The 14,672-nt window shown below is 69.0% G+C and carries 16 protein-coding genes; 7 read left to right on the forward strand and 9 right to left on the reverse strand.

What is annotated here, in order from left to right:
• Window positions 1-99: 99 nt before the first annotated feature.
• The 3 genes from QNJ30_10915 to QNJ30_10925 form a co-directional block, all read right to left on the reverse strand.
• Entirely contained in the window at window positions 100-2,076 is a 1,977-nt protein-coding gene (locus tag QNJ30_10915; GenBank protein ID MDJ0943970.1) for a tetratricopeptide repeat protein, read from the reverse strand.
• 369 nt (window positions 2,077-2,445) lie between these two features.
• On the reverse strand, window positions 2,446-2,799 hold the full coding sequence (locus QNJ30_10920) for a zf-HC2 domain-containing protein (protein MDJ0943971.1): 354 nt from the start codon (window positions 2,797-2,799) through the stop codon (window positions 2,446-2,448).
• Window positions 2,796-3,437 carry a sigma-70 family RNA polymerase sigma factor gene (locus QNJ30_10925; GenBank protein MDJ0943972.1) on the reverse strand — a complete coding sequence of 214 codons (642 nt, stop codon included), beginning with the start codon at window positions 3,435-3,437 and terminating at the stop codon, window positions 2,796-2,798. Before QNJ30_10925 ends, QNJ30_10920 begins: the two co-directional genes overlap by 4 nt.
• A 188-nt stretch (window positions 3,438-3,625) precedes the next feature.
• Between QNJ30_10925 and QNJ30_10930 the strand changes: the two genes are divergently transcribed.
• Window positions 3,626-4,903, forward strand: a complete 1,278-nt coding sequence (locus tag QNJ30_10930) for a cation:proton antiporter (protein ID MDJ0943973.1) — start codon at window positions 3,626-3,628, stop codon at window positions 4,901-4,903.
• A gap of 52 nt (window positions 4,904-4,955) precedes the next feature.
• The gene (locus QNJ30_10935) at window positions 4,956-5,699 is read left to right on the forward strand and encodes a flavodoxin family protein (protein ID MDJ0943974.1); all 744 of its coding nucleotides are present in this window, start codon (window positions 4,956-4,958) and stop codon (window positions 5,697-5,699) included.
• Window positions 5,700-5,708: 9 nt separating this feature from the next.
• On the opposite strand, the gene QNJ30_10940 is transcribed toward QNJ30_10935, so the two are convergent.
• Window positions 5,709-5,912: a hypothetical protein gene (locus QNJ30_10940; protein MDJ0943975.1), complete on the reverse strand. Its 204-nt coding sequence runs from the start codon at window positions 5,910-5,912 to the stop codon at window positions 5,709-5,711.
• Between the two features lie 53 nt (window positions 5,913-5,965).
• Here QNJ30_10940 and QNJ30_10945 point away from each other — a divergent pair, with 53 nt between their 5' ends.
• The 3 genes from QNJ30_10945 to QNJ30_10955 all read left to right on the forward strand — a co-directional run bounded on the left by QNJ30_10945 (window position 5,966) and on the right by QNJ30_10955 (window position 8,517).
• On the forward strand, window positions 5,966-6,919 hold the full coding sequence (locus QNJ30_10945) for a GNAT family N-acetyltransferase (protein MDJ0943976.1): 954 nt from the start codon (window positions 5,966-5,968) through the stop codon (window positions 6,917-6,919).
• Window positions 6,920-6,964: 45 nt separating this feature from the next.
• Window positions 6,965-7,330: an MmcQ/YjbR family DNA-binding protein gene (locus QNJ30_10950; GenBank protein MDJ0943977.1), complete on the forward strand. Its 366-nt coding sequence runs from the start codon at window positions 6,965-6,967 to the stop codon at window positions 7,328-7,330.
• Window positions 7,331-7,590: 260 nt separating this feature from the next.
• Window positions 7,591-8,517, forward strand: a complete 927-nt coding sequence (locus QNJ30_10955) for a glutathione S-transferase family protein (GenBank protein MDJ0943978.1) — start codon at window positions 7,591-7,593, stop codon at window positions 8,515-8,517.
• An 84-nt stretch (window positions 8,518-8,601) separates the two neighbouring features.
• On the opposite strand, the gene QNJ30_10960 is transcribed toward QNJ30_10955, so the two are convergent.
• The 4 genes from QNJ30_10960 to QNJ30_10975 form a co-directional block, all read right to left on the reverse strand.
• Window positions 8,602-9,207 (reverse strand): hypothetical protein, encoded by a 606-nt coding sequence (locus tag QNJ30_10960; GenBank protein ID MDJ0943979.1) that lies wholly within the window; start codon window positions 9,205-9,207, stop codon window positions 8,602-8,604.
• A gap of 223 nt (window positions 9,208-9,430) precedes the next feature.
• Window positions 9,431-10,951, reverse strand: coding sequence for an FMN-binding glutamate synthase family protein (locus tag QNJ30_10965; protein ID MDJ0943980.1), 1,521 nt, complete (start codon window positions 10,949-10,951; stop codon window positions 9,431-9,433).
• A gap of 16 nt (window positions 10,952-10,967) precedes the next feature.
• Window positions 10,968-11,312, reverse strand: a complete 345-nt coding sequence (locus QNJ30_10970; protein ID MDJ0943981.1) for a TraR/DksA family transcriptional regulator — start codon at window positions 11,310-11,312, stop codon at window positions 10,968-10,970.
• Window positions 11,313-11,370: 58 nt separating this feature from the next.
• Window positions 11,371-11,943 carry a MarR family transcriptional regulator gene (locus QNJ30_10975; protein ID MDJ0943982.1) on the reverse strand — a complete coding sequence of 191 codons (573 nt, stop codon included), beginning with the start codon at window positions 11,941-11,943 and terminating at the stop codon, window positions 11,371-11,373.
• A gap of 94 nt (window positions 11,944-12,037) precedes the next feature.
• Here QNJ30_10975 and QNJ30_10980 point away from each other — a divergent pair, with 94 nt between their 5' ends.
• The gene (locus QNJ30_10980; GenBank protein MDJ0943983.1) at window positions 12,038-12,754 is read left to right on the forward strand and encodes a hypothetical protein; all 717 of its coding nucleotides are present in this window, start codon (window positions 12,038-12,040) and stop codon (window positions 12,752-12,754) included.
• Window positions 12,755-12,923: 169 nt separating this feature from the next.
• On the opposite strand, the gene QNJ30_10985 is transcribed toward QNJ30_10980, so the two are convergent.
• Window positions 12,924-13,589 carry a Crp/Fnr family transcriptional regulator gene (locus QNJ30_10985; GenBank protein MDJ0943984.1) on the reverse strand — a complete coding sequence of 222 codons (666 nt, stop codon included), beginning with the start codon at window positions 13,587-13,589 and terminating at the stop codon, window positions 12,924-12,926.
• A gap of 208 nt (window positions 13,590-13,797) precedes the next feature.
• Here QNJ30_10985 and QNJ30_10990 point away from each other — a divergent pair, with 208 nt between their 5' ends.
• Window positions 13,798-14,658: an MBL fold metallo-hydrolase gene (locus QNJ30_10990; GenBank protein ID MDJ0943985.1), complete on the forward strand. Its 861-nt coding sequence runs from the start codon at window positions 13,798-13,800 to the stop codon at window positions 14,656-14,658.
• Window positions 14,659-14,672: the final 14 nt, after the last annotated feature.

Below are 14,672 nucleotides of genomic sequence, written 5' to 3' on the forward strand. Positions count from 1 at the left end.
CGACCAGGGCTGGATCTTCGAGGCAATCGTTACAGGGGCCGTGCTCTTGCCAAGCCCCGCAGCGGCGATCAGGTGTAGCCGGAGGCATGGAGATTCCGCCTAGCTCTCCCGCCGAAGAGCGGCACGGATCGCCTTGGCTCGTTCCTCGTAGGGCTTGGCCGCCTCCTCGCGACCGAGACGGCGCAGGAGTCCGGCGTAGGCATCGAGCGTCCCCGCAAAAGTCGTCGGATCGATTCCGCCGGTCCCCTCCCAAACCGCTATGACATGGCGATACAAGGGCTCCGCCTTTTCAGGTTTTCCGCGTCTTACATGGCCTTCGGCCAGCTTGAGCAGGGTGGGGACGAGATCCGAATGCTCGTGCCGATGCTTTAGCCGCCACTGCTGTAGCTCGCGGGCTTGGAGAGCCATCAAATGGTAAGATTTGGCGAGAGAGGCTTGCCCTTTCGCCTCGGCGGCCCGCCCGAGTTCGGAGAGCCGCAAGGCGAGATGGGCATGAGGAGGCTCCTTGGTCCGGTCCAGAATGACCAGCGCCGCTCTGTAGAGCGGCTCGGCCTTGTCCAGCTCGCCCTTGGCCGCATGGACCGATGCGAGCGTCCGCATTGCGGTTCCAGTCTCGCGCCGCATCTCGCCGAAGACCTTCACTGCGACCGCCAAAGCGCGCCCGGCGGTTTCTTCAGCCTTGGCCAGATCACAGTTATTGCGGTAGAGCACTGCCAAGGTATTCAAAGTCTTGGCAACTGCCGAGTCCTTGAGGACGATGGCCTCGTCGCGAACCGCCAGGGCCAGCTCGATCTCCACCGTCGAACCAAGAGGTTCGCCAGCTCGGTGGCGACAGCTACGAGACCTGGCGGCCGGGATGGCTTGCTCGACAGTGCCGTCGATCAAGTCTTTCTGTCGGACCTCCAAGGCCATCTCGTAGAAGGACGTCGCAATAGCGGTCTCGCCCTTGTCGTCGGCGGTCGCGCCCAAATCCTGCAGCATCTTGGCCTGCCAACGGAGTACATTGGGGCTCCTTTTGGGTTGAGTATCCAGAATCCGGCGGAGGACGGACCTCGCTTCCACGAAGCGGTGCAGCTTTGCGAAGAAGTCGGCCCGCTGCGTCAGCACCGAAACCGTGTCGCCGTGGTTTGGTCCCCGAGCGGCTTCCGTGATCCGCAGCGCCTCGTCATTCAACGCCAGGGCGCGCGCCACGTCACTCTTTCGAAAATAGACCTCGGCGAGATGGCTGCGCGTCCGGCCAACGTCCGCGTGCTCGGCGCCCAGAGCCTTTTCGCGAATTGCCATCGCCCGCAATAGCAACGTCTCGGCATCCTCGTACTTCTCCGTGACGTAGAGGTTGATCGCGAGGCCGGTCAGGCTCTCGGCCACCTCCGGATGCTCGGAACCCCGCAGCCCTTCGCGGAGGTTCAGGGAACGTAGGTGCAGCGGCTCTGCCTTTTCGCCCTTGCCCAGAAAGCTGTAGGCCGTCGCCAGGTCGTGAAGTGTTTCGGCGATCCTGTGATCGTCCGGCTCCGGCATCGATTCCTCGATCGCGAGCGCCTCTTCCAGATGCCATGCCGCAGCCGCGGGATTCTGGTCCCAAAGGTAGGCCTTCCCCAGGCTTCGATGTGCCAGCTCCTGGTGCTCCGGGACCAAGCCCCGGGTCGTGGCGACGATGAGGTTTGCGCGGTCCAAGGCGACCGTGGCTTCGAAATACCGACCTTGATGGAAATGGAGTTGCCCCAGGGTGTTCAGGCTTCTGGCCACATCGATGTGCTTAGCCCCTAATGCCGCCTCGCGTATCGCCAAGGCACGCCGATAGAGGGGCTCGGCCGCGGCGTAGTTCTGTCGCCTCTCGTGGAACCAACCTAGCTGAGTCAGGCTCCGAGCGTGCTCCGGGTGATCGGGGCCAAACTCCCGTTCACTGATCTCCGAAGCCGTCTCTAGAAAAAGGATGGCCTCTGCGACTCGCCCTTTGTCAGAAAGAGCCTCGGCTTCCCCGCGGGCCGCCAAGAGCTCCGGCGGGGGCGGCTCCTGGGCGCAGGCGGAGAGCACCATCAGCCCGAGCCCCAAGCCCACAACGGTCTTCCTGACCATCACATCCCCCTCCCGCCGAACATCGCTGCCGACACGCCCGCGTTGCTCAGACCGGCTCTTCAGGCGCCGGCCCTCCCTGGAAGTCATAGCATAGCGAATTTCAAAGGGATATTTCTCCCAGAGGCTGCAAAAGCCTCTCGGGGTAAACAAGGCAAACCACCGCCAAGGCAGGATGCCTGTGTAGTGCTCATTCGCAGTCAACCGCGCCCTAGGTTGGCAACGAGTCGGTCATGGTCTCTACCGGAGCCGGACCTTCCACGGCGAACATGTCAAGGACCCCCATGGCCAGGCCCGTGTGGGTTTCCGACCCAGGTGGGCTGGACTTGGACGGCGCCGCCGGCGCAGAGGTTAAGCCCTCCGACCCGGCGCTCAGGAGCCGGAGCGGGCGGCGAGGATGGCGTTGACCAGCTCTTTCTCGACCTCCTCGGGAAGGGCCTCCGCCCCGGCCGAGAAGACCGTCCGGCCGAGCTCGATGGTGCGCAGGTAGGCGGTGAACTGGACCCGGCAGCTCGGGCAGATCGTGAAATGATACTCGAAGACCCGGCGCTGCCGCGCGGAGAGTGCGCCCTCGTGGTAGTCGAGGATGAAGGCTTCAAACTCGGCGCAGGTGATCTGCCCGGGGAAATGCCGCAGGAAGATCGAGGCCAGCCAGCGCTTGGCCGGGCCCATCGGCCCGCGGCCGCCGAGCATCCAGGACGCCATCGCGATCATCAGCTTCTTCATAGCCCGTCCTCGCGGAAGAGCGGCTCGAGCAGGGCCTTGAGCGCCATGCGGGCGCGGTGCAGCCGGACCTTGGCCGCGGAGACGCCGATGCCCAGGAGCGCCGCCGTCTCCCGGGTATCATAGCCTTCGATGTCGCGCAGCAGCAGCACGCTGCGGTAGCTCGCGGGGAGTTGATCGATGGCCCGGCGCACCGCCCTGCGGGTGCTCTCCTTCTGGAGCAGGTCCTCGGCCGAGGCTGGCGGCGCGCCGGTCGGGCCGATCAGGAGGTCGAAGCGGTCGAACTTCGGCTGCAGGGCATCCAGGGAGTCCTCGTCGTCGCGCCGGGCCCGGATCGCCGAAAGGGCTGCGTTGATCACGATCCGGTGCAGCCAGGTGCCCAGGGCCGAGCGCCCTTCGAACTGGTCGATTTTGCGATGGACCTGGAGAAAGGCCTCCTGCAGGCAATCCTGCGCATCCTGGTGGTTGCCGGTGAAGCGCCGCGCGACCGGATAGAGCCGCGGCGCGTAGTGGCGGACCAGGGTCTCGAAGGCGACCGTCTCGCCCCGCTTGAGCGCGGCGACCAGGGCTCCGGTGTCGGGCGCGCGCCCGGACGCGGCGGCGGTCTCCTCCGTGACGACGTCCTGTCCTCGCCTCTTCACCGCGCCCTCGCTGCCTCTGCCGGGTCCGGCGCCCGGCAGTCTAGGGCATTCCCCGGGCAAAAGGCGAAGAAAGACCGCCGAGGCCGTGGGTGGCATCGTTTTGGTGTAACCTCGCGGCCGCAGGCTGCGTCTAGGAAGGGGTCGCAGTCCCCAGCGCGCGGGCACCGGCTCAGGGAGGCTGGAGCGAGATGGACATCCAGGCGTTTGCGGTCATCGCCGCCGGCGTGGTCCTCTTCGGCCTGGTCTCGCGCCGGCTCGAATCCTCGCCCTTGACCGGACCAATGCTCTTCGCCGCCTTCGGCCTGCTGATCGGCGGTGCGGCCTTGGACATCGCGGACCTGGAGTTCGGCCACGGCTTCATTCACGGGCTCGCCGAGGTCACGCTGGTCCTGGTCTTGTTCTCCGACGCGGCCCGGATCGACCTGCGCGTGGTTCGCCGCGACCACGACCTGCCGGTCCGCATGCTGCTGATCGGCATGCCCCTGATCATCGCCGCGGGGACCCTGCTGGGCCTCGCCCTGCCGCTCGGCCTCGGGCTCTGGGAGGCCGCCCTGCTGGCGGCGATCCTGGCACCGACCGACGCCGCCCTGGGCCAATCGGTGGTGGCGAGCCCGCTGGTGCCGGCACGCATCCGCCAGGCGCTCAACATCGAGAGCGGCCTCAACGACGGAATCGCCCTGCCCCTGGTCCTGCTCTTCGCCTGCTTCGCCTCTTTGGCCCACGCCGCGGAGGGCGATCGCAACTGGGTCGTCTTCGGCAGCCTGCAGGTCACGCTCGGCCCCCTGGTCGGCGCCGCGGTCGGCTGGGCGGCCGCGCGCCTGATCGACGGCGCGGTCAAGGCCGCCTGGATGGCCGAGAGCTACGAGGGCCCGGCGATCCTGGGCGTCGCGCTCTTGGCCTTCGCCGGCGCCGAGATCGTCGGCGGCAACGGCTTCATCGCCGCCTTCGTCGCCGGCATGGCCTTCGGCAACCAAGTGCGCGAGCGCTGCGGCTTCCTCTTCGAGTTCGCCGAAGCCGAGGGCCACCTCCTGACCCTGCTGACCTTTCTGATCTTCGGCGCCGCCATCTTGCCCGAGGCCATCGGTCACGCCGGCCCGATGGTCCTGCTCTACGCCGTCCTCAGCCTGACCGCGGTGCGCATGGTCCCCGTCGCGCTTTCGCTGCTCGGCGCGGGCCTGCGGGCGCCGACGGTCGGCTTCCTGGCCTGGTTCGGACCGCGCGGGCTGGCCTCGATCCTCTTCGCGCTCTTCGTCCTGGAGGAGGCGGAGACTCCGGGCGCCCAGACCATCCTGGCCACGGTCGTGGTCACGGTCGCGCTCTCGATCCTGGCGCACGGCCTGACCGCGGCGCCGGCCGCCCGCTGGTACGGGAACGCCATCCGGCGTCAGCGCGAGTGCGCTGAAGCCAAGGCGGTCAGCGAGATGCCGACGCGGGTCGGCAAGCTGTCCGGCGCGGCCGGCCGGTGAAACCCTCAATCCAGGCGAAAGAGATCGCCGACACCTCACCCAAGGAGACGTCATGCTCAATGAACTGCAGGAAAAGTGGTGCTCGGAAAGCACCTGGGATTTCTCCGACCTCAAGGCCCTGTTCCTGAACTGCACGCTGAAGAAATCGCCCGAGATCTCCCACACCGACGGCCTGATCCGGATCGCCCGGGCGATCCTGGAAAAGAACGGCGTCGCGGTGGAGGCCTTGCGGCCGGTCGACCACGACATCGCCGCCGGGGTCTACCCGGACATGACCGAGCACGGCTGGGACAAGGATGACTGGCCGGAGATCTACAAGAAGGTCGAGGCCGCCGACATCCTGGTCCTGACCACGCCGATCTGGCTGGGCGAGAAGTCCTCGGTCTGCACCCAGGTCATCGAACGGCTCTACGCCAACTCGCACATCCTCAACGACGCCGGGCAGTACGCCTATTACGGCCGGGTCGGCGGCTGCCTGGTCACCGGCAACGAGGACGGCGCCAAGCACTGCGCCATGAACGTGCTCTATTCCCTGCAGCACCTGGGCTACGTGATCCCGCCCCAGGCCGACGCCGGCTGGCTTGGCGAAGCGGGGCCGGGGCCCTCCTACCTGGACCCGGGGTCGGGCGGCCCGGAGAACGACTTCACCAACCGCAACACCACCTTCATGACCTGGAACCTCCTGCACCTGGCGCGGATGATCAAGGACGCGGGCGGCATTCCGGCCCACGGCAACCAGCGCTCCAAGTGGGAGGCCGGCTGCCGCTTCGACTATCCCAACCCGGACTATCGCTGAGCCTGCGATTCACCCGAAGAGGCAGAGCAGGCCGTAGCAGGCATCGAAGAAGCGGTCGAAGACGAGGTAGAGGGCGAGGTCGAGGAGAAGGGCGAGGGTCAGAAGGGGCAGGCAGAAGAACACCGCGAAGTAGAGCAGAGCCCAGCCGGTGAAGCGGCGGCGTGGGATCCTTTGCCTGCGAAGGGTCTGGCCCTGTTTCGCAACCGATGCCATAAGCAGAAGGTTATAGAGACCCCACCGTCCGGCTGGAAGGATCCCGCTCGACCGTGTCGCCTTCGTTTCCTCCGATCGAGATCGCCTGGGAGGCCTGCCCGCGGCCGGCGTGGGAGCGCCTGCTGCGGCGCGCCGGCAAGTCGAGCCTGGAGCAATCCTGGTCCTACGGCGAGGCGGTGGCCCGCTACGCCGGGCAGAGCGTCGCCCGGGCCGTGGTCTCGCGCGGCGGGCGGGCGCTGGCGCTGGTCCAGGTCTTCGGGCGGCGCCTCGGACCGCTCGGCCGCCTGCAGCGCATCCTGCGCGGCCCGGTCTGGCTCGACGCCGGGCTGGATGCCCGCACGCAAGGCGAGGTCCTGCGGGCGATCAAGGGCCGCTTCGGCCTGCGCCGGCGCGCGCCGCTGCTCTGGCTGCCGGAGCTGCCGGACGCGCCGGCCAGCGCGGCGCTGATGCGGGGCCTCGGCAGCCGCCGCATGGTGACCGGCTACAGCTCGCTCTGGCTCGACCTCGCGCAGAGCGAGACGGCGCTGAGGTCGGGGCTGCACGTCAAGTGGCGCAACGCCCTCAAGGCCGCGGAGCGGCAGCGGCTGAAGGTCGAGGCCGACCACGGCGGCCGCCGGCTGGACGAGTCCCTGGCGCGCTACGACCGCTTTCGGCGCGGCCGGCGCTTCGCCGGGCCCAGCGGCGCCTTCATCGCCGCCCTGGCCGAGGCCGGGCGGCGCGGCCGGGAGGTCCTGCACCTCGGCGCCGAGGCCGGCGGCGAGCTGCGGGCCGGCATCGTCCTGGTCCGCCACGGCGCGGCCGCCACCTACTACGCCGGCTGGACCAGCCCGGAGGGCCGGCGCGACAAGGCCCACAACCTTCTGCTCTGGCAAGGCCTGCTGGCGCTGAAGGCGGGCGGGACCCGCTGGCTCGACCTCGGCGGCGTGAGCCCGACCGCGCCGGGCGTGGCCCGCTTCAAGCTCGGCCTCGGCGGCGAGCTCTTCACCCTGACGGGGACCTATCTCTGACCGGGCGCGGCTGACACCTGGGTGCAGAGCTGCTAAGCAGAGGACGTGACCTACGAGGAATACAACAGCTTCTGCGCCGCCCTGCCCGCGACCAGCCACGTGGTCCAGTGGGGCGGCTCCCACGTCTGGAAGGTCGGCGGCAAGGTCTTCGCCATCGGCGGCTGGCACGAGGGCACGGAGGCCCGCTTCACCTTCAAGGTCTCCGACATCGCCTACGAGATGCTGCAGGCGCAGCCGGGCCTGCGTCCGGCGCCCTACCTCGCGTCACGCGGCATGAAGTGGATCCAGCACTACGAGAAGCCCGGGCTCTCCGACGACGACCTCAAGGCGTACCTGCGGGAATCCCACCGCATCGTCTCCCTCGGTCTCTCGAAGAAGAAGCAGAAGGAACTTGGGCTTAACCAGGTCTGACAGCTTCACCAGAAGCGACCCGAAGGACATGGCATCGCCCCTCACCCAGCTCCGGCTAAGGCTCGGCGGCTCGCCTCGCCAAGCCTCCACATCCCTCTCCCGCGGGGAGAGGGAGGGGCCCGCCGCAGAGCGGTGGGAGGGTGAGGGGAAGGCCTCGGCAAGTCTGACGGCGTTCCTACCTCGAACCCTCAAAGCAAGGCTTGCCCGGCCGGACTTCGCCGCTAGGCTGGCCCCCTGGTCAGAGAAAACGCGAGCGAAGCATGAGCGACGTCATTCTGCATCACTACCCGCAGTCGCCGGTCTCGGAGAAGGTGCGGGTCGGCCTGGGGATCAAAGGCCTGGACTGGCTCTCGGTCGAGATCCCGCGGCTGCCGCCGAAGCCGGACCTCATGCCGCTGACCGGCGGCTACCGGCGCACCCCGGTGATGCAGATCGGCGCCGAGGTCTACTGCGACAGCCAGTGCATCCTGCGCGAGCTGGAGCGCCGCTTCCCGGAGCCGAGCTTCTGCCCCGGCGGGGCCGCCGGCATGGTCTGGGGCGTCGGCCGCTGGATCGACGGCACGCTCTTCGACCAGGCGGTGAGCCTGGTCCTGGGCGCCGCCGCCGATAACCTGCCGGCGGACTTCGCCCGCGACCGCGGCCGGCTCTACCTCGGCCCCGATCACGACCTGAAGGAGATCCAGGCCGACCTGCCGCAGATCGTCGCCCAGATCCGCGGCCAGCTCGGCTGGATCGAGCAGCGCCTGGAGACCGGGCGGCGCTTCATCCTGGGCGAGCGGCCCGGCCTGCCCGACGCCCTGGCCTATCATCTGGTCTGGTTCCTGCGCGGCCGCTGGATCGAGGGCCCGGCCTTCCTGTCGCAGTTCCCGGCCCTGGAGGCCTGGGAGCAGCGGGTCGCGGCGATCGGCCATGGCCGCCCGACCGACATTTCGGGTGCCGAGGCCCTCGACATCGCCCGCGCCGCCGAACCGCAGACCCCGGAGACCGAGGATCCGCTCGACCCCCAGGGCCTGGCCCCGGGCCAGACGGTCCGGGTCCGTCCCGACGGCGACGGCGGCGATCCGGAGGTCACGGGCGTCGTCCGGCTGGTCGACCCGGAGCGCATCGCGATCCTGCGCGAGGACCCGCGCGCCGGCCGGCTCTGCGTCCACTTCCCCAGGATCGGCTACCGGGTGGTCCTGGCGTGAGACCGACGCCGCGGTTCTGCAGGACCAACGCGGTCTTCGCGGACGGACCGGCGATGGAGCTTGTCCCCGCGAAGTCACTGCAGACTAGCGTGGGGCGATCCCTGCTTCGGCCAGCCAGCCAAGCCAACGGCTTCGCTCTATATCGCTGACACCCTGGCCCTTGGCCGCATAGGCCAGTCGAAACCGGTTAGACCTGCCCTCGAAGATGCGCGCGATCTCGTAGTAGGGCGTTTCGGCGAGCTTCGCCAAGGCGTGCTTGCCTTGGCTCCGGTAGCGCGCCGACAGCGCCGGGCAGGGCGTGAACCATGCCTCATACAGGATGTCGCCCTCCGCCTTCCTGATGACCACCCAGCGAGTCCGCTCCGGGCAAAGGTCCTCTTCCGCTCGCTGCTGCTTCGCGACGTACTCGGCGACCGTGCCCTCGGCCTCTTGGACGAACTCGAGCCTCCAATCCTCGGTCGTGATCAACTCGCGCCAGTCGTGGATCGTGTCTCCCCGCTTGATCCATTCGACGATGCGATAGTCTCCCGGCACCTCGGCCTTATTGCCGACGACGTAGTCGGATCCCGGCGCGCCCCAACCCGGCGGCACCGGGTATTGAAGGACGTCCGCGCCCGCCGTCGCGTCCTGGCACCCGGAGGTCGTGACGGCGAACAAAGCAACCACGAAAACATGGCGAAGTTCGAGCATAGGGGTCTCCCACGTTACCCGGCTGAAAACGGCTGGAGTCTCGAAGGGGGCGAAGCGGCCGGAGCCTCCGGGCGCCTGGCAAGCCACACCGAGCCCGCGATCACTTTGCCTCCAAGCAAGTCCAAGCGGGTCAGTTACGCCAGGTTTGTTTCAGGACCACGTCGCTCGGGCCGGAATGCGGTTTCAATTGTTTCCGTTGCGCGCTCCTCCAAAACCGAGCCGCTCAGGCGCGCTTCCACCGCGCCTCCGCATCCGTCTCGGAATGGCGACGGTCCAGCGAGCGCGAGCTGCCGTCCGCCTGGACGACGCGGCAGTGCCGGCGGCGCAGGCCGGACGGCTCGGCGACGCCGCAGGAATGGGCGATGACCCCGACCTCGTGCATCACGTTGCGCGCGTAGTTGGCGACCCTTTGCGCCTTGTCGGCCGGGTTCAGCCCCTTCTGCAGGTGCGGGTCGTGGGTGGTCACGCCGGTCGGGCAGGTGTTCCTGTTGCACTGCAGGGCCTGGATGCAGCCCAGGGCGAACATGAAGCCCCGCGCCGAGGCGACGAAGTCGGCGCCGACGCAGAGCGCCCAGGCGACCTGGCCCGGGTTGATCAGCTTGCCCGAGGCGACGACCTTGACCCGCGGCCGCAGGCCGTGGGCGTCCAGGGTGTCGACGACCAGCGGCAGGCTTTCCTGGACCGGCAGGCCGACGAAGTCGATCAGGCTGGCCGGCGCGGCGCCGGTGCCGCCGTCGGCGCTGTCCACGGTGATGAAGTCCGGCGCCGCGGCCGCGCCGCGGGCGACGATCGCGCGGCAGAAGTCCTCGATCCAGGCCTCGTCGCCGATCACGGTCTTGATCCCGGTCGGCTTGCCCGTCACCCGGCGCACCCGGGCGACGAGGTCGAGCAGGCCGCCGAGGTCCTCGGTATCGAGGTGGCGGTTCGGGCTGATCGAGTCCCGGCCTGCAGGAATGCCCCGGATCGCGGCGATCTCCGGCGTCACCTTGGCGCCGGGCAGGATGCCGCCCTTGCCCGGCTTGGCGCCCTGGCTGAGCTTGATCTCGAACATCCGGACCCGGTCCTCGGCCGCGATCCGGGCCAGCCGCTCCTCGTCGAGCACGCCGGCCTCCCCGCAGACGCCGTACTTGGCGGTGCCGATCTGGAACACGATGTCGGCGCCGCCCTCCAGGTGCCATTCGGTCAGGCCGCCCTCGCCGGTGTTCAGCCAGCAGCCGGCCGCGGCCGCGCCTTTAGAGAGGGCGCGCACCGCCGGCTTGGAGATGGCGCCGAAGCTCATCGCCGAGACGTTGAAGAAGCTCGCCGTGGTGTAGGGCTGCGGGCAGTCCGGGCCGAGGGTGATCGGCTGCGCCGGCACCGAGTCCCGGTCGAGGGTCGGGAAGGCGCTGTTGACGAAGAGCACGGTGCCCGCCGGACGCAGGTCCCGGGTCGAGCCGAAGGGCACCGTGGTGTCGAGGTCCTTTGCCGCCCGGTAGACCCAGCTGCGCTGTTCACGGTTGAAGGGCAGCTCCTCCCGGTCCATGGCGAAGAAGTACTGCCGGAAGAAGGTGCCCAGGTGCTCGAAGAGATAGCGCAGGCGGCCGATCACCGGGTAGTTGCGGCGGATCGCGTGGCGGGTCTGGGTGACGTCGACCACATAGAGCGCAGCAAGCGTCAGGACCAGGACCCCGACCGCGAGGACGAAGAGCCCGGTCAGGACCAGCAGGGCGTCGGTCAGGAAGACGGTCAGGGCGCCCAGGTCCATGCCAGCGGTCCCGCCGTCAGCCGGCGCAGTCGACGCAGCGCATGGTCGCCGGATCGATCTCCAGCCGCTTGGCCGGGATGTCCTCGCCGCAGTCGCTGCAGTAGCCGAAGTCGTCGCTCTCGAGGCGCTTGAGCGCGGCCTCGATGGCTTGGAGCCGGCCGCGGCGGCGTCCCTCCACCGCCTGGGCCATGGCCTGGACCTGCAGGGCGTCCATGCGCGACAGCCGGCCGACGCTCTGCTGGTCCAGCTCGACCGGGCGGCGTTCCTCGGCCGCCCCGGCGCTGAGCTGCAGCAGCTCGTCCCGCTCCGCCTCGAGCCGCTGCCGGATCGCGTCGAGATCGAGGTCCTGGCGGTCGCTCACGTCGGGCCCTCCGCTCGTGGTTTCGCCTGAAGGAGTATAGACCGGCCCCGGGGCGGCGTCAGGCCTGCCCGGCGCCGGCAGGCTCCTGCTCAACGCAGATCCGCTCGCTGTCCGTGTCGGACAGCGGCACATCGAGCAGGCCGCAGCGGTGCGGCGACCCGCCCTTGGCGCGTTTCCGGAAGAAACGGCAGGACCGGCAGACGCCGAAGGGCCGGCCGCCGCGTCGGCGCAGGGCCTCCACAAGCAGCTTCTCCAAGGCGCCCGAAAGGGCCCGCCGCTCAGCCGCGCTCAGCCGTGCGGCTGCGGTCAAGACCACCTCGACGGGATCGCGCGCGAGCAGATCCCGCCCGGCGCGGGTCACCTCGATCGTCACATTGCGCCGGTCACCCGGGTCGGCCCGCTTGCGGATCAGACCCTTGCGGTCCAGCGCGTTCAGGGTCTGCGACACCGTGCCCTTGGTCACGCCGAGATAGGCGGTCACCGCCGAAGGGCTGCGGGAGAAGCGGTTGGCCCGGGCCAGGTAGCGCAGCGCTTCCCACTGGGTCGGCTTCACGCCGCCGGCGTGGGCCTCGTTCTGCAGGATGCGCGACAGGCGTTCCAGCAGCACCGGGATATCGTGCTTGGCCGTCATCACAAAATGGTATCGAGTAAAAACTTTCCTTGCAAGCCCGGCGCCACTGGGCTATATCTCCAATAGTATCGACTCGCTACTATTGGAGAGGATCATGAAACGTCTCGCCCTGTCTGTCCTGCTGGCGGGCATCGTCGTGGAAGGCGCCGGGGCCCACGACATCAAGAGCCACACGGCGGCCGACACGAGCCCCGCCTTCGACATCACCCTGGCGTCGGCCACGACCGACGGCCGCCTCACGACCTTCATGATGGAGGTCGCCGGCGCGGCCGGCAGCGTGAAGCCGGTGCCGATCGGCAAGCTCAAGGGGGCCAAGGTCGAGTCCTACGTCTGGCCGACCGGCCTCGACCCCGCCCGGGTCGGCTTCGATCCCGGCTCTGGCATCCTGGCGCTCGCCATCACCGCGCATCCGGACTTCGACGACACCCCGCTGTACGACGAGAACCGGGACGGCGACCCGGCCAACGACGGCGCCGACTGGCATTCCCATTGGGTGGTCCTGGTCGAGGACGAGGCCTGCGGCGCCGGACTCAAGGTCCGTGACGTCTCGCCCGGCGTCGACCTGCTGCCCGCGACCGCGCCGATGCTGCCGATCGCCCTGGACAGCCCGGGCATGAGCCCGATCCTGCACGGCGGCACGGCGAAGATCACCGTGCCGCTCGACGAGACCGAGATGCTGGCCTTCGACGCGGTCACCGCCGAGCTTCAGGTCAACGTCGAGGGCGAGGTGCCGCTGCTCTGCGTCACCGGGGTCCACGACGTCGCCTCCGGCGACCTCTCGCTGCCCGGCCGCGTCATGCTCCGGGAATGATCCGCCGTCCGTGCAGAGTATCCCTTGCACACTTCGGTGTTTCACCCCCACCCCAACCCTCCCCCATCAAGGGGGAGGGAGAGCATTTCTGCAGCCGCGACTCTTAAGCCCTCCCCCTTGATGGGGGAGGGTTGGGTGGGGGTGAGATCACAGTCTCCGACTCTGATAACTACTCAGCGCGGGCCAGGGTGCGGAGGCGGCCGGGTTCCAAAAGCGCGATCCGGCCGCGCGCGAGGCTCACCCAGCCGCGGCGTTCGAGCTCCTTGAGCTGGCGGCCGACGACCTCCCGCGCGGTGCCGAGCTCGGCGGCGAGGTCCTGGTGAGTCGCCACCACGGCGCCGTCGGCCCCCGCGAGATCCAGAAGGCGCTGCGCCAGGCGCTTGTCGAGACGTTCGAAGGCGACCTCCTCGACCACGTGCATCAGGTCCGAGATGCGCTGGGCGTAGTCGGCGAAGACCAGGCGGCGGAAACCGGGCGATTGGGCGACCGCGTCCTCGAAGGCCGCCTTGGGGATCCCGACCGCGGTCACCTCGGTCTCGGTGATGCCCTCGGCGGCATAGGCTTCGTCCGACAGCAGGCAGGCGGTGGTCATGATGCAGGTCTCGCCGCCGGTGACCCGGTAGAGCACGATCTCGCGCCCGCTGGTCGGGGAGACCTGCTGCACCCGCACCGTGCCCTCGAGCACCAGCAGGAAGCTCTGCGCCGCGACGCCGGGCGCGAAGACCGTCGCCCCGGCCGGCAGGGAGACCTCGCCGGCCCGTTCGGTCAGCAGTCTCTGGTCCTCCGCCGGCAGCGCGGCGAGTTGCGGGAAGCGGTCGATCCAGGTCTCGGTCATGCGCGCCCTCATGCAGCCGCGCGATCCGCGATCACGAGAATGTGACTAAGTCACATACCGCAGCGGCGCGCAAGCCTAGGCTCCGCAGGATGCCAGGCGCGGCGAGGCCGCCGCGACCCTGGCGACGCCATGAGCCGGCCAAGACCGGCGGCCGCGGGCCGGAAGCGGCCCCGGCGGGAAGACATCTGCATTCTCGGGAGCCCGCAGCATGAACCCAAAGGTAAAGACCTTCTTCGACGAGGCGACCTTCACCGCCACCCACGTGGTCTGGGACCCCAAGACCCGACGCGCGGCGATCGTCGACTCGGTCAAGGACTACGATCCAAGTTCCGGCCGCAGCTCGACGGTCTCGGCCGACGCGATGATCTCCTTCGTGCAGGACCACGACCTCCAGGTCGACTGTATCCTCGAGACCCACGTCCACGCCGACCACCTGACCGCCGCGCCCTACCTCAAGGAGAAGCTGGGCGGCCGGATCGGCATCGGGGCGCGGATCGACGTGGTCCAGGGCGTCTTCAAGAAGGTCTTCAACGCCGAAGACGACTTCCGCACCGACGGACGCCAGTTCGACCACCTCTTCGAGGACGGCGAGACCTTCGCCATCGGCGAGCTGGAAGCGACGGTGATTCACACCCCCGGGCACACGCCGGCCTGCGTCACCTATGTCGTGGGCGACGCGGCCTTCGTCGGCGACACCCTCTTCATGCCGGACTTCGGCACCGCCCGCTGCGACTTCCCGGGCGGCGACGCGCGCCAGCTCTACAAGTCGATCCGCAAGATCCTCTCGCTGCCGCCCGAGACCCGGCTGTTCCTCTGCCACGACTACGCGCCCAACGGCCGCGGCTACCAGTGGGAGACCAGCGTCGCCGCCGAGCGGGCCGAGAACATCCACGTGCGCAACGGCGTCTCCGAGGACGCCTTCGTGCAGATGCGCAGCGCCCGCGACGAGCAGCTGGGCATGCCGGTCCTGATCCTGCCCTCGGTGCAGGTGAACATGCGCGCCGGCGAGCTGCCGCCGGCCGAGGACAACGGCACCCACTACCTGAAGATCCCGGTCGACGCGCTCTGACGCGACGGCCGAAG

Source organism: Kiloniellales bacterium, assembly GCA_030066685.1.
Lineage (GTDB): Bacteria > Pseudomonadota > Alphaproteobacteria > Kiloniellales > JAKSBE01 > JAKSBE01.

Coding starts and splice junctions, on each gene's coding strand:
- QNJ30_10960 (MDJ0943979.1), bottom strand. CDS start 9,207: ATGCTCGAACTTCGCCATGTTTTCGTGGTTGCTTTGTTCGCCGTCACG.
- QNJ30_10930 (MDJ0943973.1), top strand. CDS start 3,626: ATGGACATCCAGGCGTTTGCGGTCATCGCCGCCGGCGTGGTCCTCTTC.
- QNJ30_10985 (MDJ0943984.1), bottom strand. CDS start 13,589: ATGACCGAGACCTGGATCGACCGCTTCCCGCAACTCGCCGCGCTGCCG.
- QNJ30_10990 (MDJ0943985.1), top strand. CDS start 13,798: ATGAACCCAAAGGTAAAGACCTTCTTCGACGAGGCGACCTTCACCGCC.
- QNJ30_10955 (MDJ0943978.1), top strand. CDS start 7,591: ATGAGCGACGTCATTCTGCATCACTACCCGCAGTCGCCGGTCTCGGAG.
- QNJ30_10935 (MDJ0943974.1), top strand. CDS start 4,956: ATGCTCAATGAACTGCAGGAAAAGTGGTGCTCGGAAAGCACCTGGGAT.
- QNJ30_10965 (MDJ0943980.1), bottom strand. CDS start 10,951: ATGGACCTGGGCGCCCTGACCGTCTTCCTGACCGACGCCCTGCTGGTC.
- QNJ30_10920 (MDJ0943971.1), bottom strand. CDS start 2,799: ATGAAGAAGCTGATGATCGCGATGGCGTCCTGGATGCTCGGCGGCCGC.
- QNJ30_10915 (MDJ0943970.1), bottom strand. CDS start 2,076: ATGGTCAGGAAGACCGTTGTGGGCTTGGGGCTCGGGCTGATGGTGCTC.
- QNJ30_10980 (MDJ0943983.1), top strand. CDS start 12,038: ATGAAACGTCTCGCCCTGTCTGTCCTGCTGGCGGGCATCGTCGTGGAA.
- QNJ30_10940 (MDJ0943975.1), bottom strand. CDS start 5,912: ATGGCATCGGTTGCGAAACAGGGCCAGACCCTTCGCAGGCAAAGGATC.
- QNJ30_10975 (MDJ0943982.1), bottom strand. CDS start 11,943: ATGACGGCCAAGCACGATATCCCGGTGCTGCTGGAACGCCTGTCGCGC.